This window comes from Hyphomonas chukchiensis, assembly GCF_000682695.1.
Lineage (GTDB): Bacteria > Pseudomonadota > Alphaproteobacteria > Caulobacterales > Hyphomonadaceae > Hyphomonas > Hyphomonas chukchiensis.
Window position 1 is genome coordinate 34,754 of the sequence record NZ_AWFG01000016.1, and the last position, 21,367, is coordinate 56,120.

The following is a 21,367-nucleotide window of genomic DNA, read 5'->3' on the forward strand; positions in this document are numbered from 1 at the left end:
AGGTTTGCACAGATGAAACCCATGACACTGAAATCGCTTGCCCTGTCTGCCGCATGTCTGGGCGCTATCGGCGCTGCGAGTGCGCAGGATGCCATCGTGCATGCAGGCCATCTGCTCGCCGTGCCAGGCGAAGGCTATCTCACCGAGCAGACCATTCTCATCAAGGATGGCCGCATCACGTCGGTCAAACCGGGCTACAAGGTGGAAGTCCGTGGCATTCCCGTCATCGACTTGAAAAACGCCTATGTTGTCCCCGGCCTGATCGACAGCCACGTTCACATCACCAGCGAAAACGGTCCCGGCGAGCGCCTGAAGGCTTTTACCGATTCATCCGTCGACACCGCCTTCGATGGCGCGGCCTTCGCCAAGAAGACCCTCGAGGCAGGTTTCACCACTGTGCAGGACGTCGGCGGCGAGAATGATGCCGTCTTCGGCCTGCGCGACGCGATCGCACGTGGAGCGGTGGCGGGTCCAAGGATGCGGGCCGCCGGGCGACCCATCTCGATCACTGGCGGTCATGGCGACATCAATGGCTACTCCTCTCCGGTCCTGAAGCTCTTCACCGGCACCAATATCTGCAACGGCGCGGATGACTGCCGCCGCGCAGTGCGCCAGCAGGTCAAGGAAGGCGCTGATGTCATCAAGATCACTGCAACAGGTGGCGTCCTGTCAAACACGGCCGCGGGCCTGGAGCAGCAGTTCACAAATGACGAGCTGGTTGCCATCGTCGAAGCCGCTCACTCAATGGGCCGTCAGGTCACCGCGCACGCGCATGGCAAGGCCGGTATCGAAGCAGCCCTTCGGGCGGGCATCGATTCCATCGAACACGGCACCTATCTCGACGACGAATCCATCGCCCTTTTCAAGGAACACAATGCTACGCTCGTGCCGACCGTGATTGCGGGCGTAACGGTCACCGGCTGGACCAATGAGCCATGGCTGCCCGAAGCCTCGCGCAAGAAAGCCGCCATTATTGGTCCGCTCATGCTCGACATGCTGCGCCGCGCCCATGCAGGCGGCGTGAACGTCGCCTTCGGCACGGATACCGGCGTCTCGCAGCACGGCCTGAACGCCAAGGAATTCGCCCTGATGGTAGAGGCTGGCTTCACGCCGGAAGAAGCCATCCGGGCCGCCACCGTCTCTGCTGCGAAACATCTGGAAATGGACGCAGACATCGGCACGATCGAAACCGGCAAATATGCCGATATCGTCGCCATGACCGCTGACCCCCTGAAAAAGGTCACGGAACTGGAATCAGTCGATTTTGTCATGCAGGGCGGCAAGGTCTACAAGGCTCTGGAATAGCTGTATCTGCCGCAGTTTGGCCCGGAACCTGCAAGACCTTCGCCTAACCCGCGAAGCATTTTGACATTGCGGGACAAAGGTCAGAATGTTGGGCATGCAAAAATTCCGTACCAGAATCCCTCACGCCTCCGGCAGGAAAGGGCACGTCATGGTTAAGATGGATCAATTCCTGCGGGCGGGGGTCGCCTCGACGGCCCTGCTGGGGCTGGTCGCCTGTGGTGGCGACAAGACGGCTGAAGTCGCGCAAACGCCTGCCGCTGACGGCCTGGAATGCGTCACAATCCCTGAAGGCCTGTACGTTTTCGAGAATGGCAAATTCTCCTCCACCGTCTCGCCGCAACAGCCGCAGGCGCCCGAACAGGTGACGCGCGCATCTGCTGGCTGGGTGGGCGACGTTGAGAACGCCTTCAGCGCGGCTGGTTACACATGGCTGGGTTTTGTCGCTCGCGAAAATATCGGCGTGGTAACGGGTGTCGCGCCGGATGAAGATACAAAGCGCCGCGCGCTCGAAGCCGCGACGACCGCCATCATGGCCGACCCTACGGGCGGAACCGAAATCAATCTTGTCGTCGACGGTATCAGCGTTGCTGAAGGCGAGCCCGGCCCGGGCGTCAGTGTTGCGGCCCTTGCGCGCGGCGGTATCTCGCAGGATGCCTGCCAGCAGGCCCTGAACGAGACCATGGAAGGCCAGAAGATCCAGTTCCCCACCAACCGGGGTGACATCTCGCCGGTCAGCATGGGCCTGCTCGACGCCGTGGCCGGTATCTCGATGCTGTGTGACGACTTCAATGTCGAAATCGGCTCGCACACGGATTCGCGTGGGTCCGACGAGTATAACCTTGTCCTCTCGCAGAAGCGCGCGGACGCGGTGAAGCACTATCTCGAGGAAAAGGGCGTCTCGACCGAGCAGCTCACATCGGTCGGCTATGGCGAAAGCGTACCGCTCGACACAGCTGACAATGCCGAGGCCTGGGGCCGCAACTCGCGCACCGAATTCAAGATCTTACGCCGGCCTTGAACGGCCTCAAAAACCGAGGATGAGGCCGGTCTTCGGGCTCACCTTGCCGTTCACCGTGTCATGCCAGGCCTTATCGATAGCTTCCATCCCGGTGCCATGCTGCGGTGTCACGAAGGCCGACGACGCACGGTAAAACGACATCAGCGCCGATCCCAGTTTCTGGTTCAGTACGTCTGGCCCCAGCACCTTGGCGCGTTCGGCCGCATAGGTCGGCACGAAGAAGAATTCCGGTTGCGGGTCCGGCAGCTTGATCGGGGCGCGATTGCCCTCCCAGTCTGTCACGCCGATCACGAGGCTGCGCACCAGCCGGTCACGCAGCGCATTGTGCACATCGGCGGTCAGGGCAGGGCGCCCAAGGAAATCCACGAACGCCGTCAGGCCGCGCGCATGCATCGTATCGACCTGGTCATAAGTCTGGGTCCGCGCGTAGAGGCCGGTGCTCTCGACAAAGTCCACATTGCTGGGCGATGTCAGCGCCACGGCATCGACGCCCCCGCGCAGTTTCAGACAGTGTGCCAGCGCCAGAGCGGTCTTCGATGATGCGCTCGAAATCACAACCGTTTCGGGCACGGCATCGCCTGTTTCCATCAGGCAATCGTCGATCATCCAGCCTGTCGTGAACAGGGGCCGGAACAGCATCTGCTGCGCCTCGAACGCGGCATCATAGGTCGGGTCTGCGGCTGTCAGGATGTAAGTATTGTAGATCGGCGCGAGGCCCTGGCGGTGCGCCGCGCCGTCCATGAAGCTTTCCTTGCCCACACGCACGGGCTGCACGTCGAACGTGTCCGAGATCGGCAGATAGCCATAGACGCGTGCGCCGACTTCCACGCCGGGCGTCGTCGACTCGATCACCGTCGCAAAGCCCCAGACCGGCACGCGGCCATAGGCCGGGTCGGCTGCCGGGAAGAAGTTCCAGTACTGCATCGCCTCGCCAAAGCTGGCATAGGTCACGTTATTGGCGGTCAGCGCGAAGGCTTCGACGCGCAGCCGCGCCATGCCTTCGCCGAGCTCCGCCACCGCGCCCTCGGTCCATTGGCAATCGCGCAGGTCATTGCGCCTGATCAGGTAATCCATATTCCGCGTCCCCTTAGTCCTTGCGCATGAAGGCGCCGATTCGCGCCTGCATGTCAGGCCCGACGCCCTCGTTCTTGAGAACTTCCCATTGTAGCCCGGAATCCATGTCACGGGAATCCGTCGCTTCAAGCAGCCGTTTGTTGGCGGCGTGGGAGAAGGGCGAATTCGCGAGAATCTTCTTCGCCATGGCATCAATGGAGGCATCGAACTCTGCGTCGGGCACGACCTGCTCGGCGAGGCCAATGCGCAGCGCTTCGGCGGCGCCGAACATCTCGGCGGTGAACATCAGCCGCTTCGCCGTGGCAATGCCCACACGCCGCGGCAGGCGCTGGCTCATGCCCCAGATCGGCGTCAGCGCCCATTTGGCATGCGTGTCGCCAAACTTCGCGCTCTCGGCGGCGATGATGAAATCGGCGGCCAGCGCCACTTCCAGCGCGCCCGTATAGCAATGCCCGTGCACCGCCGCGATCACCGGCTTCGGCAGTGTCTCCAGCATGCGCAGCGTCTCGGAATGCCAGCCGGGGGAAGGTACTTTCTCGCCCTCGGCAATGTCACCCAGATCATGCCCGGCCGAGAAACACCGCCCCGCACCGCGCAGCACGACACAGCCTATCGTGTCGTCGGTCTTCAGGTCGATCACATGCTGGCGCAGTTCGCGGAAGACGCCCACGGTCAGCGAGTTCAGCTTGTCCGGCCGGTTCAGCGTCAGGATCGCGAGCCCGTCGCGGTCTTCCCGCAGCACAAGCGCGCTCATGCCGGCTTGCCGAGATCGACGGTCAGAGACGAGATGGCATGCACGAAATTGCTCGGCGCAATCGACTGCTCGCCCGTCCAGGCAATGTCCGGGAAGCGCGCAAGGATCTGCCGATAGGCGGCGTCCAGCTGCATGTTCGCCACGCGCTGGCCCAGGCACACATGCGGGCCATGCCCGAAGGCCAGATGGTCCTTCGCATTGGCGCGCGTGATGTCATACGTGTCCGGATTATCAAACTTCGCGGCGTCCCGGTTGGCCGACGCATAATACATCACCAGCTTCTCGCCTTCGCCGATAGGCTGGCCGCCGAGTTCGGTGTCCTTTGTGGCCGTCCGACGCATATAGGTCACCGGGCTCACCATACGGATCGACTCGTGCACGAAATTGGGGAACAGGCTGTCATCGGCCATCAGCTTGGCCTTCTGGTCCGGGTTCTGCGTCAGCAGTTTCATCGTGCCCGACAGCGAGTTGCGCGTCGTGTCATTGCCAGCGAACACGATCAGCAGCCACGAGCCGTCAAGGAATTCCGGCGACAGCGGCTTGCCGTCGATCTCGACATTGGCGATGGCGCTCAACAGGTCCGGCTGCGGGCTCTTGCGCCGCTCGGCCAGCAGATACCGGCCATATTCGAACATGGCCTGAATCTCGTTCATGAAGTGCGTGATCTGCTCCATCGACACATTGCCGAGGCCTTCCTGCTGGGCCTGGAATTGCGACTGTTCGAGGAAGTGCATCCAGTGCACCAGCTTCGGCCGGTCGGCCACAGGCACGCCGAGGATCTCGCACAGTGTGAACAGGGGCAGCTCCGCCGAGAACGTCTCCACCATGTCAACAACCGGGCCCTGCTTGGCCATCCCATCGAGCAATACGTTCACCTGCGCGGTCACGCGCTTGCGCAGCTCGGCCACGAAGTCAGCCCGGAAATAGGCCATGTGCTCCATGCGCAGCGGCGTGTGATAGGGCCGGTCGAGGTTGATCAGCGAATTCAGCGAGGATGAATGCAGCAGCGGATGGCGCGGTACGCCCTCCATGCCGTAATTCATCAGGATACCGCCCTTTTGCGAGGAATACGTCTCCGGATCGAGTTCCATCTTCTTGACGAGATCATAGGTGCTGACAGCCCAGAAACCGGCGCCATAGTCTTCCGGATGCCACATCACAGGTGCCTTCGTCCGCATCGTCTCGAACGCGTCGAACGTATAGCCGCCATTGTCGGAAAAGACATTGGCGGTGGTCAGGTCCACGGGCGGTTTCAGGTCATAGACAGGCTTGCTGTGCGGCGTGATGGGCGGCCGCTCAACCTGGTAGGTTTCGGTGACGTTCTGGAATCCCATGTCTGTCCTCCTGAGATGTTTCCTCTGTCCCGCAGCGCGCCTCGTTTCGCGGGCGCGGCTTGCAGGCCTGACTAGAACTTGTAGCGCACCGGGATCGATTTCGGGCCGCCGACAAAGTTCGCCTTGATGAAGGTCGGGTCGCCGGCCAGCTCGAACGACTTGATCCGGCTGAACAGCTCTTCGTAGATGATCTGCATTTCGAGGCGCGCGAGGTGCATGCCGAGGCACATGTGGCCGCCATGGCCGAACGAGATCAGCTTGTTCGGGCTTCGGTCCACCTTGAACTTGAACGGCTCGTCGAACACGTCCTCGTCGCGGTTGCCCGATGGATAGCAGAGCAGCAGGCTCTCGCCTTTCTTCACGGTCTTGCCACGCAGGTCATAGTCTTCCTGCGCGGTGCGCATGAAATGCTTCACCGGTGTCGTCCAGCGAATGGCTTCGTCCACCGCCGTGCGTGACATGCCTTTCGGGTCTTCCATGATCTTCTTCAGCTGTTCCGGGTCCTGCAGCATGGCCAGAACGCCGCCCCCCGTCGAGGCGCTGGTCGTGTCATGACCGGCCGCTGCGGTGATGATGTAATAGCTCATCGCTTCCAGTTGGCCGATTGGCTCGCCGTCGACTGTGCCGTTTGCAATCACGGTCGACACGTCGTCGCGCGGATTGGCGCGGCGGTCTGCCGTGATCGCGGTGAAATACATGAAGAACTCGGCCAGCGTCGCCTGGATGGAGGCGAGGCCGCCTTCCACGTCCCGGTCTTCAAGGCTTTTCTTGTTGCGGTTCAGGTCTTCGTCCTGCGCGCCAAAGATTTCCTGCGTCAGCTTCAGCATCATCGGCTCGTCGGATTCCGGCACGCCCAGGATCTGCATGATCACGCGCAGCGGATAGTGCAGGGCGACATCGCGCTGGAAGTCGCATTCGCCGCCGAGGTCTTCCATCCGGTCAACGAATTGCTTGGCAATCGCGCGCACGCCCTCTTCACGCTTCTTCACGTTCTGCGGCATGAACCATTCCTGCGTCAGGTGGCGCAGCTTGAAGTGCAGCGGGTCGTCCAGTTGAACCAGGGTTTTCAGCAGGTGCGGCTGGCCGAACTGTGCGTAGACGCCCTCTTCGGCCTGCTTGTAGGACAGCATCTCGCGCTCGCCATTGGTGAACAGCTTGTTCTGGCGGCTCACTTCCATGATGTCGGCATGCTTGGTCACGGCCCAGAAGGGGCGGAAATTTTCCGGTTCGCACCAGGCCAGCGGGTCTTCCGCGCGCAGCTTGGCAAAAGCCGCGTCCAGCTTGGACTGGTCGGCATAGACGGCCGGATCAACGATCTGGTCGCACGTGGCCGCAGCCGCCGCGCTCATCGTCCGATCGGGATCCATTTTGGTCTCGGGCGGGGTGGCAAGCGCGGTATCGGCCATGGGGCTCTCCGTCAGGATTGTCTGGGTTTGGGTTTCCTGTTTCCAAGTCTACTAGAACCGGGCCTTGTGCCAAGGCGTGACTTAGCGGCAGGTGCCGCACGTTTTGGCGCTTCCCGCAGCGGCTTGTTGGCGTCCGCGATCATGTGGCCAACGGTTTCCAGCATCAGTTCAGGCGGAATCTCTTCCACCGCACCGGGGCGCAGGTCGCCCAGCTCGAATGGGCCGTAATTGATGCGGATCAGCCGGTTGACGATCAGGTTCACGGCTTCCAGTGCGCGGCGCACCTCCCGCTTCTTGCCCTCGGTCAGCGTCACGGTCAGCCACGAGTTCGCGCCGTTCTCACGGTCGAACACAGCCGTGATGGGGGCATAGTCCACGCCGTCGACTGAAATGCCTGCGGCGAGGTCTGCAATCTTGAAGTCGGTCACAGTGCCCTGTGCGCGCACGCGGTATGTCCGCTCCAGCGCATTCTTCGGCAGTTCCAGTTCCCGCGCCAGCTCGCCATCATTGGTCAGCAGCAGCAGACCCTCGGTCGTCAGGTCGAGACGTCCGACCGTCACGACGCGGGGCAGGGATTTCGGCAATTCGTCGAAAATGGTCCGGCGGCCTTCAGGGTCGCTGTTCGTCGCGATCAGGCCGGCGGGCTTGTGATAGCGCCACAGGCGCGTCGGCTCCGGCGCGCTGATCGTCTTGCGGCCAACCTTGATCAGCTCGCGACCGGTGACCTTGAAAGCAGGCGAGGTCAGCTTGACGCCGTTCACCCACACATCACCGGCCTCGATCATCCGCTCGACTTCGCGCCGCGAGGCGACGCCGGCGCGGGCGAGATACTTGGCGATGCGTTCGCCTTCGCTCCAGTCGGGCTCGGCCAGCGTCTTCGGGCTGTGTCCGGGCTTTTTTCGTGCTTTTTCCGTGCTTTTATTCGGGTTGTTCTGGGGGCGCGAACCTGGCTTTGCCTGGCGCGAGCGGCCCGTCTCTCGACGCTCCGTCATGTTTTCTGTCTTTCGTTTTCTATCCCATGAACTGCAGGATCGGGGCCGCTATAGCAAGTCCACTGAGGAATTCCATGGGAATCCACACCGGGATCATCCCGTTGCCCCTGTTCTTCTGCTTGTCCAGCAACAGCGACAGCGTCCGCCCGAACGCCGCGCCAATCCAGCCCGCCGCCAGCGGCAGCACCACCAGCACGCTCAGAACATTCACCTCGCTTTGCGACACGGTCAGCAGCAGGGCCGCCGTCATCATGTGCGAAAACATGAACAGCCCGCCAAACGTCGCCCGGAACTCGGAAAAGCCGCCCGGCCGGCCCGGATCAGGATCCTCTACCAGCCTGACAATACGGGCCATCCAGGCCGGCGACAGCATCGTCATGGCGCCTAGAACCGCGTAGGCGCCGAGTACGACAAGGGATATCACTTCGCCAATCTGCATCGATTTGCCTTCCTGTTTGCCAACTACCTAATCTGTTTGAGACAAAAGCGTAGGGTGCAGGCCAAATTTCGATGAATTCACTGCGGTTTTCTCAGCTTCGCAGCCTGCCGGGAGTATGCCCTCACGGCCCCGTCACGTAAGAAGGAGGTCCGGCAAAGACTCACTTGATTGAAGGATAATTGATGGAACTGGCGATCCTTTTTTGCAGCCTTGTCGTGTTCGCCACTTTTGCGCTGATGCCACTCGCCCACAAGGCGGGCGCTCCCATCCTGCTCGTCGTGCTCGGTCTCGGCATGCTGCTTGGCGTGGATGGCCCCGGCGGTATCCGTTTCTACAGCTACCAGACCGGTTTCAACCTCGGCAGCATTGCCCTGGCGATCATCCTGTTCGCCGGTGGCCTCGAAACAGAGCGCGGCGTCATCCGCAGCGCGCGCAATTCCTCCATCATGATGGCCACCATCGGCGTGCTCGTCACCGCGCTCATTGTCGGCCTCTTCGCAACCTACGTGCTCGGCATGCCGCCGCTGGTCGGGCTGCTTCTTGGCGCCACAGTTGCCTCCACCGACGCCGCCGCCACCTTCCTGCTGATCCAGCAGAGCAAGCGCGATATCGGCGACCGCGTGAAGAACACGCTGGTGCTCGAATCCGGCCTGAACGACCCGATGGCCATTTTTCTCGTTGTCGCCCTGACAACGATGGTCAATGGCGGCCTGCCGACCTCGGCGCTCGAAGTCGGCGGCTTCCTTCTCTTCCTCGTGGCGCAAATCGGGCTCGGCCTCTTGGGCGGCATTGTGGGCGGCCGACTACTGACCTTCCTGATCGACCGGATGATACTCCCCAATGGCACCTATCCCGCCATGGCCCTGGCAGGTGCCCTCGTCATCTATTCCGCTGTGGCACTCGTGGGCGGCAGCGGGTTCCTGGCGGTCTACATCGTCGGCATCGCGATCCGCAACCGCCTGCGCCGTCCGCTCGACAATATCCTGAACTTCAACGAAGCCCTCCAGTGGATCAGCCAGATGGCGCTCTTCCTCATGCTGGGCCTGCTGGTGGCGCCCAGCCATCTCCTGAAGGACATATGGGCCGCACTGGCCGTTGCTGGCGTGCTGATGTTCGTCGCGCGTCCGCTGGCCGTCATGCTGAGCATCGGCTGGATGGGCTTTTCCTTCAAGGAGAATGTCTTCCTCAGCTGGGTCGGCCTGCGCGGCGCCGTCCCGGTCCTCCTCGCGATCTACCCCGTCATCACGCCGGGGCCCGTCACGATCGAGTTCTTCAACATTGTCTTCGTCATCGTGGTGACATCCCTCATCGCGCAAGGCTGGACGATCGTGCCATTGGCACACGTCCTGCGCCTCGGCGACCAGTCAGGGAAAGAAGATGAGGAGCGTGACGCCGTCACAGAGACCTGAGACCACGCTCCGTCAGTATTTCAGATAGCCAAGTGTCGCCCGGGCCACACGCGCCGACAGCGCCTTGCTATCCGTTTCGCCTACCCGCCCTGCCGCATCAATCATGCCCTTGCTCATGGCCACAAGGTCTGCGGCTGCTTGATCAGCGAGGGGATAATCATACCGACGCAGTAGCGAAGCAACGGCTGCACGTATTTCATCGCCTATCTGCACGGTTTCGTCCAAGAGGTGCAGCGAATCCTCAAGATAATCCAGGGTTCTTGCAAGCCGCGGACGTGCCAGCTGATGAGCGACAGCCACTTCAATCAGCGCGAGCAATGTCTCTTCCAGCGGCGCGGAATCAAACTTCAGCGCAACGCGGTTCACATCGTCCATCAGTATGCCGCGCTCGCGCAGGGTCAGTTCAGCGAGTATGGCGGCCAGGTTGGGGAAGTACTGGTAGAGCGAGCCGATGCTGACGCCCGCGGCCTCCGCGACCGCATTTGTGTTAACAGCGGCCAGCTCTTCCTCCTCGATAATGCGAGCAGCGGCTTCCAGGATGTCATCAAACATGGCCCGGGATCGCGCCTGCTTCGGGCGTTTGCGAACGCGGTCTGAGGTAGCTGCAATACGAGTTGTCATATGCGAGCTATAGCTCGTATTTCTTTGCAGGCAAGCACGGGAAATTACATATGACTACGACCTACACGATCTTTGTCCTGTTGAAGGCGCTACCGGCCTGGCTGCGCCTGCCGCGTGATGAGCGCAGCCGCATCGTTGACCGGGCATTCTCCAAGGCGCTGGCCGAGCATGCGATGGCCTTCCGCTACTTTGATGCCGAAGCCTTCTCGGCGCGCGCGAGCGACGTGGCCCTCTTCGAGACAACGGATCTCCGCGCCTATTATTTCGCCATGGAGCATCTGCGCGACAGTCCCATTTTCGCCGAGCCCTATTTCGAGATCGTCGACATCATCCCCGCGATTGAGGACGGCTATCAGGCGTTCGAAGCGGCCGTCGCCTAACCGGCCAGTTCCGTCAGCAGGACATGCCAGTGCTCCAGCGCGCCGGGTATGGAATCGACCGGCACCCGTTCGTTCAACCCATGCGCAAAGTCATCCGAGGGCTTCATGAAGATGCCGGAGACGCCATAGCTCGGAATGCCCTGACCCCGGAACAACAGGCTGTCCGTCGTCCCCGCCGACATGCTGGGAATGATCGTCAGGCCCGGCGACTGGATATCGACGGCCTTGCGCACAGCCGCCATCAGCTCTGCGTCCAGCGGCGATGTCTCGCTCTGCGGATACTCGACCGGGAAATTGACCTCGGCGCCATCGCCAACCAGTTCCTGCAGCTTGGCCTGAACACTCTTGGGCGAAACCCCCGGGAAGATCCGGCAATTGATATTCGCTGTTACGCGCTGGGGCAGGGCGTTCTGCGCGTGGCCGCCTTCAATCTGCGTGGTCACACAGGTCGTGCGGATCTGGCCGATATATTCCGGCTGGGCCGACAGCAGCACCACGGCCTCAGCATCCTCCGGGTTCTCGGCAAACCGTGCCATCGCGGTGCCGATTTCGCCCGGCACCTGCTTTGCCGTCTCGCGGAAATAGGCCTGAGTCAGCTCGCTCGTCTGCGTCGGGAACTCATAGGCTGCCACGCGCTCCAGCGCCGCCGACATGTCGACAATGGCATTGCTGCCGGTCGGGCGGCTGGAATGGCCACCGGGATTGGTGATCACCACTTCGAAATCGGCATAGGTCTTCTCGCCCGCCTGCAGGCTGTAATAGCGTGGTGCGCCCTCATCGCTCAGCGTGCCGCCGCCGGCATCTGCGTTCAGCACCATCCGCGCGCCCTTGAAGCGCGGGGCGACAGAAGCCGCCGTTTCCTGGGCGGTCTCCTCATCGCCGGTCAGCACAAGGATCATGTCATGCGCGGGCACAAAGCCTTCGCGCTTCAGCCGCATGAGCGTTGTGACCACCATTGTCAGGCCATATTTGTTGTCCAGCACACCGCGACCGTAATAATAGGTGCCGTCGGTCTCCATCGTGAACGGGTCGCGCACCCAGTCGGCAGGGTCGGCTTCCACCACATCCATATGCGCGTTCAGCACGATGGGCGTGTCGCTGCTCTTGCCTGGGTACCGTGCGATCAGCGAGGCCGTTTCGCCCAAGGGCACAATCTCGATATCGGCTTTCGCAAAGCCCGCCGTTTCGAGTTCGCCGGCGAGGTAGGCCGCATAGGCCGGCACCTTGCCGCGACCTGCCACAGTATCAAACGCGACAGACTTGCCGAGTATTTCAACCGCCCTGGCCACATCCGCCGGGTCTGCCTCTGCGCGCGCAGGTGACGATACGCACCCTGCCAGCATGAGTGTCGCGAGACTTGTCAGGACAATCTTGTTCATGGGGCATGTTCCTTGGCTATGCCTGAAGCCTTACCGGGCCCCACGCGGCCAAGCAATTGCTTTCCAGAACAGCACGGTCCCCGCCCCGTCTTTGGATTCAGGTAATGCCGGCTTCGCGCCAGGCTTCTTTGGGCCAGCGCCGGTGTTGCCAGAACCATTGGCCCGGTTCGGCGCGGATACAGTCTTCGAGGAACCCGTTGATCCGGGTCACGGTGGCGAGGATGTCAGCCTCGGCGTCGCCGGTGTCCTGTGGCAGGAAGGGTTCATGGATTTCCACCCGGAACCGGGCAGGGCCCGTGCGCACGGTCGAGACCGGCACGATCGGCACGCCATATTTCAGCGCAAGGCGTGTCGGCCCCTGCGCCGTCATCGCCTCATGCCCGAACAGTGGGACTGAAACGCCCTCGCGGAATTTCTGGTCATTCATCAGCGCAATCGGCGCGCCGCGTGCCAGCGCTCGCATCAGCTCGCGCGTGCCGATGCCCTTGGGCGCGGCCGTGCCGGTGCCATAGTCATGGCGCAGCTTGTTGATGCGCCGGTCGATGTGCGGATTGTTCAGGGCCCGGTAGGTCATCACGGCATGCGGGATGCGCTTGCAGATCGCCGCCGGCATGATTTCCCAATTGGCAAAGTGGCCGGAGATGAACACGGCGCCCTTGCCGCTGGCATTGATCTCATCCAGGCGCTCGACACCGACAACATCCACGCGTCCGCTCGTATACGGGTCGATGGCGGGCAGGTGGGGCAGTTCGCCCGCCGTGCGCCCGGCGCTTTCCCATGCGGCCATGGCTGTGCGCTCGATCTCGACCTCGGTCCAGTCGGGGAAGGCCAGTTTCAGGTTGCGCCGCATGGTCTTGTGCTGCGACAGCATCGGCCCGATCTTCTTCAGCAGCCAGCCGCAGAAGTCAGACGCCTTGTCCGGCCCCAGCAGTTTCATCGGCCACCAGTAGATCACGTCCCACGCCACGGTCTCCAGCCGCCATTGCACCCGCTGCCAGAAGGAGGCGCGGTTATCGATGTCCTTCGGGCGGACATAGGCGGGGGGCGTATCGGTCATTGGCGTGCAGAGAAGATGATGGCGTCCAGCAGCGCTTCAAGCGCTGGCCTGTCTTCAAATCGTGCTGCGACCGGAAAGGCAAGCACGCGCTTCTGTTCCGGCTGCGGAAGGCGCACATGGTCCTTGGTCGTCGTGATCAGGCGGGCGCCATGCGCCTCGGCCAGTTCGTGCAGGAATTTCAGCTCGCCCTCGCTATAGACATGGTGGTCGTCATAGCCGACCGCCTCGCGCAGGTCCGCCCCGGCGGCTTTAAGCCCGTCGAAGAACTTGAGTGGCCGGCCAATGCCCGCAAAGGCCACCAGTGGCCCCGTCGGGACAACCTTTGTCGGCCCGAGGCGCGCCCGCAGCACGGGCAGGCCGGATCGGGTCACCGCACCTGGCACATCGCCGTCACCCATCAAGATCACGCCATTGGCCCGTGCCAGCCCGTCGCTGACCGGTTCGCGCAGCGGGCCCTTGGGCAACAGGTGCCCATTGCCGAACGGTGCGGCCGCATCAATCACGATGAGCGAGAGGTCCTTGTAGAGCGACGGGTTCTGGTGGCCGTCATCCATGATGATCACCTGCACGCCGTCTGCCTGCATGGCCTGCGCCGCCTCGACCCGGTCGCGCCCGATCCAGCTCTCGCCGGTCGCCGCCAGCATCAGGGGCTCGTCGCCGACCATCGCGGCCGTGTGTTCACCCGGAACGACCCTCAGAACACCCTTGGAATCTCCTCCATAGCCCCTCGAAAGGGTCGCGGAACGGACTCCGAATGACCCGAGAACGGTCCGGATAGCCTCGACAACGGGCGTCTTGCCGACGCCGCCGACCGTCAGGTTGCCAACGCAGATGACCGGGATATCCACATGGACAGGCTCGGCCCTTTCCAGCTTGGTCTGCACGCCAAGCCGGTAGGCAAAAGCCAATGGTGACAACAGGAGGCGCGTCAGGGGCGCGGCTTCGCGGGACTTCGGGTCGAGGCCCGCCGACCAGAAGTGCGGCGCCTTCATTGCAACAGCCCCGGTTCGGGGATCAGCGGCAGCAGCGCCTTCAGCGTTTCCACCATGGGCGCGTCGGCATGTTCGGCCAGCGCTGTAACAGCTGCAGCAGGTGGCGGCGGTGCGTTCTGCAATGCATCGGCCACGCTGGCGGCATCGTCGGCAACCCGCACAAGGCCGCGCTGCTCCAGATCAGCCATCATGCTGGCAAAGTTGTGCACGCGAGGGCCGGTCACGACGGGTTTGGAAAAACGGACGGGTTCCAATGGGTTATGGCCGCCGACGCCTTCGGCATGGCCGCCGCCGAGGTAAACCGCATCGGCCAGCCGCAGCCAGAGGCCCATCTCGCCCATCGTATCGGCCAGCAGCACGCGCGTGCGCGTGTTCGGCACCTGTCCTTTTGATCGCCGCGCGAAGGGCAGGCCCCGCGCCCGGATCAGCGCCTCCACCTCGTCACCGCGCTCCGGGTGGCGGGGCGCAATGATGAGAGCCGAATCCGGAATATTGGCTGCCGCATCAAGGAACAGCTCTTCCTCGCCGCCATGTGTCGAGGCCGCCACGAGACAGCGCCTGCCGCCAACAAAGCCCTCACGTATCCTCTGGATTTCGAAGTCGCTGGCTTCCGGGCCGGGCAGGGCGGATTTCAGGTTCCCTGCCGAGCGCACCGTTTCGCCCAGCAGGCTGCCCAGGCGCTGCGCTGTATCGGTATCTGCAGAAAGCACAACGTCGAAACGACCGACCAGCTTGCGGAACAGCCCCTGGAAGCGCTTCCAGCCATCGGCAGAGCCTTGGGTCATGCGCGCGTTGACAAGTGCGCGTTTCGCGCCGCTTTCCCCCGCTTCAAAAATCAGGTTCGGCCAGATCTCGCCTTCGCCGAAGACACAGAGGTCAGGCTTCCAGTGCGCAATGAAGCGTTTTGCGATGGCGGGTGTATCCAGCGGTGCCATCAGGTGGATGGCGGCGTCCGGCAGGGCAGGGCCCAGCAGGCGGGCCGAGGTCAGGGTCTGGCTCGTGAAGACCAGCATGAGGTCGGGCCGCGCAGCGACCAGCCGGTGCCCCACTTCCAGCAACAGACGGCTCTCGCCGACGCTTGCGCCATGCAGCCAGACGAGCCGTCCCTGGCGTCTGTTGGGCATATTGCGCGCCAGGCGCTCATTCATCCGCCCGTAATCTTCCTTTCCCTTGCCGGCGCGTCGGCGCAGCACGCCGGGCAGGAAGGGCGACAGGAGGCGGGTAATCGCCCGATAGGCATGGAAGGCGGGTGTCATGTCGCGCTCAGCCCCGCCTCTTCGGGAAGTGTGTAGCCCACCAAGGCCTCTGCACGACGCGTGGCCTTGTCCATGCGGCGCTGCAATTCCGCACGCAGCGCTTCAGGGCTTTCCGACCGGGGTGTCTCCAGCATTTCCCCGTACACGATCGCACCTTTCACAAACGGCCAGGGCAGGATGAACCGGTCCCAGCTGTCAAACCGCTTCGAAGGATTGCTCGCCAGCGCATAGGGCAGGATGGGCGCGCCGGCCCGCTGGGCAATCATGATGGCGCCAAGGCTGACTTCTTCGCGGGGCCCTCTTGGGCCATCGGGTGTGATGCATACGGCGCCCCCCGACTTCAGGAGCCTGACCGATTCTGCAATCGCGCGGGCGCCGCCCTTGTCCTTGTTGGCTTTCTTCTTGTTGCCGGCCGATCCCCGGATCGGCTCCAGCCCAAGATGCTTGATCGCCCGGGCCACCGGTTCGCCATCTCCCGAAAGGGATATCAGCATGGCGCCTTTGGCATCGCGCCCCGGCCAGTCGCGCATCTGCCGGACCCATCCAGAGGGCAGAAGCAGGATACGGGAATGCCACGCGGCCACGACGACGCCCGGCGCCTCGGCCCATGCCGCTTTCGCGGCGTCTTCCCCTTCGACCGTCCAGCGCAATGTGCGCGCGATCATGGCCATCCAGATCCAGATCAGGAATCCGAGCAGAATCACGACAGGTTTTGATCGGAACAGTGACTTCATCGCGTCGCTTATACTTTGCTTTGCGCCATGCGCCATGCTGGCAGGCAATGATGACTGACTGGTCAGAAATGGTGGGCGATGCAAGGTTCGAACTTGCGACCCCTGCCGTGTGAAGGCAGTGCTCTACCACTGAGCTAATCGCCCCGGTTCCGGGAAACGGGTCCGTAATGCCATGCCCCGCGAACGTCAAGCGCGGAACGCTTTTGTTAGCGGTAGCAGGATTGCAGGCAGAAATAACCAATGCAAGAATGCATGCCTGCGTCCCGATAGCCGTCAATTCCACATGCAAAAGCACAATTGCCTTATTTTGGCTTCCGTACCATCATACTTCGTCGGTGAGGTCTAAATCCTAGCTCTGTTTGCTTATTTTTGCGCATGCGAGCAGGTTTCCCGATCAAAAAACTCAGCTTCCGGCGCGCGATGAACAGTTGTTCATAATGAACGGCTGTTCATGTTAGATCATTACCTTTCTTTCATCGCGTTCAGCCCTTGAGAAAGCCACAGAACATCGTCATCTTGCAGTCATAAGCGATGGGCTGATAAGCGGCCCACGATGTAGTCAGAAAGAAGGACAGGCATGTCGAAGTAATTCGACAGTAAAATAAGAAGCCTGGAGAGAGAGATAATGAAAGACTGGTGTGACGAAGAAGGCGCAAAGCGCCTTTGCGAAAAAATCAATGCCTATTGGGCCGAGCGCGGCTATGAAGTTGACGTCGATCTTGTTGACGCTGGCTTCGTCCCCGCAATGCGGAGTGCCCGTACCGACGTGCGCAGCAACATGGTGAACGGTATGCCCCGTCGCCGTGCAGCTGGCGAAGCAGGCGCAGCGCGCCCAAGCTACCGTCCACGTGCCGAAGCAACTGCCTAGCCGATAAGGCGAAGCAAAGCCGGAACTAGTTCAGAATAGTTGCTGACAACTGCGTCAGGCGCGATTTCATCTACGGTTTCGGTCTCGTACCCAAATGGAACGAAAACAAAGGGCAGCCCGGCATTCCGGGCTGCCCTTTCATCTGTCCGGCTATCCCCCACCATGATCGCCCGTGACCGTTTGCCGCCTGCACGGTCTACGGTCAGGAGGATATGATCCCCGTGTGGCTTGCGATCCGGCACGCTGTCTGCGCCGACAATTGCCGCGAAGTTTTCAGAAATTTGCAAAGCGTCCAGTAGCCGGTCGGTCGAGCGTTGGCGCTTGTTTGTGCAAACGGCAAGAATGGCGCCCTCGTGCGTCAGCGTCTGCAGTGCGTCCAATGCATTTTCGAATGGCCGCGATCCGACAGCAATATGGTCCTCGTAATAGGCAAGGAACTGGTCGAACAGGGCGTCCATGCGGTCCGCATCGGGTTCCGCGCCCTGCGCCGCCATGCCTTTGACGATCATGGCCTTGGCGCCATGGCCGATCATGGTGGAAATCGTTGGCAGGTCCACCGGTTTGAGGCCCCCCTCGACCAGCACATGGTTCAATGCATCCAGCAGGTCCGGCGCGGTGTTCACCAGCGTTCCGTCGAGATCAAATACAATTGTCCAGCCGTCGAACTGCTTTGCCATGCCTGATATGTATTCCTGTCTCGCCACTCGCCTTGAATCGGCCTTTGGTCTAGGCGAAAGGTCTGGGGAAAGCGAGAGGGCCACCTGTGACACACATCGCCAGAGACCGCGCCGCGATCATTCTTGCCGCTGGCAAGGGCACGCGCATGAAGTCAGACCTGCCAAAGGTGATGCACGCCCTTGGCGGCCGCCCCATGATCGACTGGTCGATTGACCTGGCGCGCAATGTGGGCTGCTCGAAGATCGTCGTTATCGCGCACCCGTCCCAAACCGTGCTGATCGACCATGTGACCGCCCTGCTCGGCGAAGGCGCCATTGCCTTCCAGGATCCGCCGCAAGGCACAGGCCATGCCGTGCGCTGCGCAGAAGACGCCCTGAAAGGGTTCGTCGGGGATCTTGTGGTTCTCTATGGCGACAGTCCGCTTGTGCCTCCTTCTGCCATTGAAGATCTCTACGCGGCCCTCGAGACCGGCGCCTCGCTCGGCGTGCTGGGATTTGAAGCGGCTGAGCCCGGTCTCTACGGGCGCCTCATCCTCGCGGCTGATGGTGATCTCGACGCCATCGTCGAAGCGCGCGAAGCCAGTCCGGAGCAACTCGCTGTCCGCCTCTGCAATTCAGGTGTCATGGCGGGGCGTGCCGAAACCATGTTCCGCCTCCTCGGCAAGGTGACCAACCAGAATGCCAAGGGTGAATATTACCTGACCGACCTTGTCGGCCTTGCCCGCGCCGAGGGCGCCATCTGCAAGGCCGTCCAGTGCGGTGAGGACGATCTGATCGGTTGCGACAGCAAGGCCGACCTTGCCGAGGCCGAGGCGATTTTCCAGTCCCACCGCCGCCTTGAAGCCATGAATGCCGGCGTGACCCTCGTTGCGCCGGAAACCGTCTTCTTTTCTCATGACACCATCCTTGAAGCCGATGTCGTGGTTGAGCCCAATGTCGTGTTTGGCCCCGGCGTGCATGTCCGCTCCGGCGCCCGCATTCGTGCCTTCAGCCACCTTGAGGGCGCCGATGTCGCCTCCGGGTGCGAGATCGGCCCCTACGCGCGTCTGCGCCCGGGCACCGTGCTCCAGCCCAATGTCCGCATCGGCAATTTCGTCGAGACCAAGAACACGCAGATGGGCGAAGGCGCCAAGGCGAACCATCTTGCCTATCTCGGCGACGGCACGATCGGCGCGAACGTCAATATCGGCGCCGGGACGATCTTCTGCAATTATGATGGCTTCATGAAATACGGCACGACGATCGGGGAAGGCGCTTTCATCGGATCGAACTCGGCGCTTGTCGCACCGGTCGAGATCGGTAAGGGCGCCATTGTCGGCTCCGGCAGCGTCATCACCAAGGACGTTGAAGCCGACGCCCTCGCGGTTGCCCGCGGCCCCCTCATCACGCGCGCAGGCTGGGCGATCAGCTTCCGCACCCGAAAAGGCGCCGAAAAGGCCGCGAGCAAGAAGGACTAGCGCCATGGCCAACGAGCACGAAAAGGAAAATGCGGCCCTGGCAGCAATGGAATATGTCGAAGACGGCATGACCATCGGCCTCGGCACAGGCTCCACCGCGAAATACTTCGTCGAGATGCTGGCTGACGAGGTTGCCGATGGCCTCCTCGTCAAATGTATCGAGACCAGCGAGCAGACCCGCGCCCTCGCTTCCAGCCTCGGCGTGCCGCTTATCCCCTTCGAGCAGGTCGAGCGTATCCACCTCACCGTGGATGGCGCCGATGAGGTCGACGCGCAAGGCAACATGATCAAGGGCGGCGGCGCGGCGCTGCTGCGCGAGAAGATCATCGCCAATGCCAGCGATCACATGGTGGTGATTGCAGACCCGTCCAAACAGGTCGAGCGCCTCGGCGCATTCCCCCTGCCAGTCGAGGTTACCCCTTTCGGCTATACGATTACGGCGAAGAAGGTTTTTGACGTGCTCTGCGCCGCCGGTGTCAACCGTCCGCGCGTCGAATTGCGCAAGAAGCCCGGCAGCATGGATATGCTCGTCACCGATGGCGGCAACCATATTCTCGACTGCCATTGCGGACGTATCCCTGACGCCGAAGCGCTCGCTGCGCGCCTCTCCAACGTGCCGGGCGTTGTGGAGCATGGCCTGTTCATCGGCATCGCCCGCACTGTCATCATCGGCAATGAAAACGGTGCCACTGTCTTTGAATTCTAGGTCCCGGACCTTACATCTGCCGCAGATTCAAAGGATTGCCCGGCCAGCGCCCTCATGGCGCCGTCAGCATGGCGGGCTTCACGCAAGGAATACAAAATGGCCGATACGTCCTACGACTATGATCTCTTTGTTATCGGGGGCGGCTCCGGCGGTGTCCGCGCAGCCCGTCTTGCGGCCCTCACGGGCGCCAAGGTGGCGGTTGCCGAGGAGTATCGGATGGGCGGCACCTGCGTCATCCGCGGCTGTGTGCCGAAGAAGTTCATGGTCTATGCGTCCGGCTACGGCAAACATATCAAGCACGCCAAGGGTTACGGCTGGAGCGTCGGCGACGTGTCTTACGACCACGCTGTCTTTGCCTCCGCGATGCATGCCGAAGTTGACCGGCTGTCAGGCATCTATCATCGCAATCTCGCCAATGCGGGCGTCGAGATTTTCGAGGAGCGTGCCGAGTTCGTCGATGCCAATACGCTGCGCCTGAAGACCAGCGGCAAGACCGTCACAGCCGCCAAAATCCTGATCGCCGTCGGCGGGCGTCCGTGGATGCCATCTCCGGAAAACCTGCCGGGTGTCGAGCACACAATTACCTCCAACGAGATTTTCGATCTCGAGACCCTGCCCAAGCATCTCGTGATCGCTGGCGGCGGTTATATCGCCGTTGAGTTCGCCCATGTTTTCGCCGGTCTCGGCGTGAAGACCTGCCTCGTCTATCGCGGCGACACCGTGCTTCGCGGCTTTGACGAGGACGTCCGCATGGCGGTGCATGAGGGGCTCAAGGAAGCCGGCGTGCGGGTCATCACCCAGACCGTGTTCGAGAAGATCGAGAAGGTGGAGGGCGAAGACCTCCCGCTGTGCGTCCATCTCAAGAACGGCCACAACATCAATGCAGATGTGGTCATGATGGCCGTCGGCCGTCGCCCCAACACCGAGAGCCTGGGCCTTGAGGCTGCCGGCGTCGAAGTCAGCGATGGCGGCGCTGTGATGGTCGACGAATGGTCAAAGACCAACGTCCCCAGCATCTGGGCCGTGGGCGATGTGACAGACCGTGTCGCGCTCACGCCCGTCGCCATCCGCGAGGGCCACGCCTTTGCCGAGACGGAATTCTACGACAAGCCCTGGCACTTCGATCATTCCGACATTCCAACGGCCGTGTTCACCCAGCCGGAAGTCGGCACGGTCGGCATGACGGAGGCGGACGCCCGCAAGAAATACGGCCATGTCGATATCTACAAGACGCGCTTCCGGCCGATGAAGAACATGCTCAATGGCGACACCAGCCGTGTCCTCATGAAGCTTGTGGTCAAGCCTGACGACGAGAAAGTGCTCGGTGTCCATATCGTCGGGGATGACGCGGCCGAGATGATCCAGGCCGTGGGGATTGCCATAAAGATGGGCGTGACCAAGCCGGACTTTGACCGTACGTGCGCCCTCCACCCGAGCGTCGCCGAGGAACTGGTCACCATGCGTCAGAAATGGGTACCGGAAGTCACATCCAATTCCTGATCGCTGACG

Annotated in this window: 21 protein-coding genes and 1 tRNA gene; 8 read left to right on the top strand and 14 right to left on the bottom strand. The window is 62.1% G+C overall.

Going from position 1 to position 21,367, the window contains the following annotated elements:
• Positions 1-12 precede the first annotated feature (12 nt).
• Both HY30_RS06455 and HY30_RS19125 read left to right on the top strand, forming a co-directional pair.
• A complete protein-coding gene (locus HY30_RS06455; protein ID WP_034738284.1) occupies positions 13-1,305 on the top strand; it encodes a metal-dependent hydrolase family protein in 1,293 nt (430 codons plus the stop codon).
• Positions 1,306-1,453: 148 nt separating this feature from the next.
• Positions 1,454-2,323 (top strand): OmpA family protein, encoded by an 870-nt coding sequence (locus tag HY30_RS19125; protein ID WP_051614980.1) that lies wholly within the window; start codon positions 1,454-1,456, stop codon positions 2,321-2,323.
• A gap of 6 nt (positions 2,324-2,329) precedes the next feature.
• Here HY30_RS19125 and HY30_RS06465 read toward each other — a convergent pair whose 3' ends face one another.
• The 6 genes from HY30_RS06465 to HY30_RS06490 form a co-directional block, all read right to left on the bottom strand.
• Entirely contained in the window at positions 2,330-3,397 is a 1,068-nt protein-coding gene (locus HY30_RS06465) for a DUF2855 family protein (RefSeq protein WP_034738285.1), read from the bottom strand.
• 13 nt (positions 3,398-3,410) lie between these two features.
• Positions 3,411-4,151 (bottom strand): enoyl-CoA hydratase/isomerase family protein, encoded by a 741-nt coding sequence (locus tag HY30_RS06470; RefSeq protein WP_034738286.1) that lies wholly within the window; start codon positions 4,149-4,151, stop codon positions 3,411-3,413.
• On the bottom strand, positions 4,148-5,485 hold the full coding sequence (locus HY30_RS06475) for a cytochrome P450 (RefSeq protein ID WP_034738287.1): 1,338 nt from the start codon (positions 5,483-5,485) through the stop codon (positions 4,148-4,150). Before HY30_RS06475 ends, HY30_RS06470 begins: the two co-directional genes overlap by 4 nt.
• 71 nt (positions 5,486-5,556) lie before the next feature.
• Positions 5,557-6,891, bottom strand: coding sequence for a cytochrome P450 (locus HY30_RS06480; protein ID WP_081812094.1), 1,335 nt, complete (start codon positions 6,889-6,891; stop codon positions 5,557-5,559).
• 11 nt (positions 6,892-6,902) lie between these two features.
• Positions 6,903-7,883, bottom strand: coding sequence for a pseudouridine synthase (locus HY30_RS06485; protein WP_051614982.1), 981 nt, complete (start codon positions 7,881-7,883; stop codon positions 6,903-6,905).
• 19 nt (positions 7,884-7,902) lie between these two features.
• A complete protein-coding gene (locus HY30_RS06490) occupies positions 7,903-8,322 on the bottom strand; it encodes a hypothetical protein (RefSeq protein ID WP_034738288.1) in 420 nt (139 codons plus the stop codon).
• A 182-nt stretch (positions 8,323-8,504) separates the two neighbouring features.
• Here HY30_RS06490 and HY30_RS06495 point away from each other — a divergent pair, with 182 nt between their 5' ends.
• Positions 8,505-9,731 (top strand): potassium/proton antiporter, encoded by a 1,227-nt coding sequence (locus tag HY30_RS06495; protein ID WP_034738289.1) that lies wholly within the window; start codon positions 8,505-8,507, stop codon positions 9,729-9,731.
• A 12-nt stretch (positions 9,732-9,743) separates the two neighbouring features.
• Here the strand turns inward: HY30_RS06495 and HY30_RS06500 are convergent, their stop codons facing one another.
• Positions 9,744-10,283, bottom strand: coding sequence for a TetR/AcrR family transcriptional regulator (locus HY30_RS06500; RefSeq protein ID WP_206741423.1), 540 nt, complete (start codon positions 10,281-10,283; stop codon positions 9,744-9,746).
• A gap of 119 nt (positions 10,284-10,402) precedes the next feature.
• Between HY30_RS06500 and HY30_RS06505 the strand changes: the two genes are divergently transcribed.
• Positions 10,403-10,732: a darcynin family protein gene (locus HY30_RS06505; protein WP_034738290.1), complete on the top strand. Its 330-nt coding sequence runs from the start codon at positions 10,403-10,405 to the stop codon at positions 10,730-10,732.
• Here HY30_RS06505 and HY30_RS06510 read toward each other — a convergent pair.
• The 6 genes from HY30_RS06510 to HY30_RS06535 form a co-directional block, all read right to left on the bottom strand.
• On the bottom strand, positions 10,729-12,111 hold the full coding sequence (locus HY30_RS06510; RefSeq protein ID WP_034738291.1) for a M20/M25/M40 family metallo-hydrolase: 1,383 nt from the start codon (positions 12,109-12,111) through the stop codon (positions 10,729-10,731). The genes HY30_RS06505 and HY30_RS06510 overlap by 4 nt on opposite strands.
• Before the next feature lie 97 nt (positions 12,112-12,208).
• Positions 12,209-13,168: a lysophospholipid acyltransferase family protein gene (locus HY30_RS06515; protein WP_051614986.1), complete on the bottom strand. Its 960-nt coding sequence runs from the start codon at positions 13,166-13,168 to the stop codon at positions 12,209-12,211.
• The gene (lpxK, locus tag HY30_RS06520; protein ID WP_034738292.1) at positions 13,165-14,160 is read right to left on the bottom strand and encodes a tetraacyldisaccharide 4'-kinase; all 996 of its coding nucleotides are present in this window, start codon (positions 14,158-14,160) and stop codon (positions 13,165-13,167) included. The genes HY30_RS06515 and lpxK overlap by 4 nt, the downstream gene beginning before the upstream one ends.
• A complete protein-coding gene (locus HY30_RS06525; protein ID WP_034738293.1) occupies positions 14,157-15,416 on the bottom strand; it encodes a 3-deoxy-D-manno-octulosonic acid transferase in 1,260 nt (419 codons plus the stop codon). The genes lpxK and HY30_RS06525 overlap by 4 nt, the downstream gene beginning before the upstream one ends.
• Entirely contained in the window at positions 15,413-16,150 is a 738-nt protein-coding gene (locus HY30_RS06530) for a lysophospholipid acyltransferase family protein (protein ID WP_034738294.1), read from the bottom strand. Before HY30_RS06530 ends, HY30_RS06525 begins: the two co-directional genes overlap by 4 nt.
• Before the next feature lie 69 nt (positions 16,151-16,219).
• Positions 16,220-16,294: transfer RNA gene (locus HY30_RS06535), tRNA-Val, on the bottom strand.
• 481 nt (positions 16,295-16,775) lie between these two features.
• Between HY30_RS06535 and HY30_RS06540 the strand changes: the two genes are divergently transcribed.
• Positions 16,776-17,018, top strand: coding sequence for a hypothetical protein (locus HY30_RS06540; protein WP_034738295.1), 243 nt, complete (start codon positions 16,776-16,778; stop codon positions 17,016-17,018).
• Here the strand turns inward: HY30_RS06540 and HY30_RS06545 are convergent.
• On the bottom strand, positions 17,015-17,695 hold the full coding sequence (locus HY30_RS06545) for an HAD-IA family hydrolase (RefSeq protein WP_034738296.1): 681 nt from the start codon (positions 17,693-17,695) through the stop codon (positions 17,015-17,017). The genes HY30_RS06540 and HY30_RS06545 overlap by 4 nt on opposite strands.
• An 86-nt stretch (positions 17,696-17,781) precedes the next feature.
• Between HY30_RS06545 and glmU the strand changes: the two genes are divergently transcribed.
• The 3 genes from glmU to gor all read left to right on the top strand — a co-directional run bounded on the left by glmU (position 17,782) and on the right by gor (position 21,358).
• Complete coding sequence (gene glmU, locus HY30_RS06550; protein WP_034738297.1) at positions 17,782-19,152, top strand: bifunctional UDP-N-acetylglucosamine diphosphorylase/glucosamine-1-phosphate N-acetyltransferase GlmU; 1,371 nt, start codon at positions 17,782-17,784, stop codon at positions 19,150-19,152.
• Between the two features lie 4 nt (positions 19,153-19,156).
• Entirely contained in the window at positions 19,157-19,858 is a 702-nt protein-coding gene (gene rpiA / locus HY30_RS06555; RefSeq protein WP_034738299.1) for a ribose-5-phosphate isomerase RpiA, read from the top strand.
• Between the two features lie 96 nt (positions 19,859-19,954).
• A complete protein-coding gene (gene gor, locus HY30_RS06560; RefSeq protein ID WP_034738300.1) occupies positions 19,955-21,358 on the top strand; it encodes a glutathione-disulfide reductase in 1,404 nt (467 codons plus the stop codon).
• Positions 21,359-21,367 lie beyond the last annotated feature (9 nt).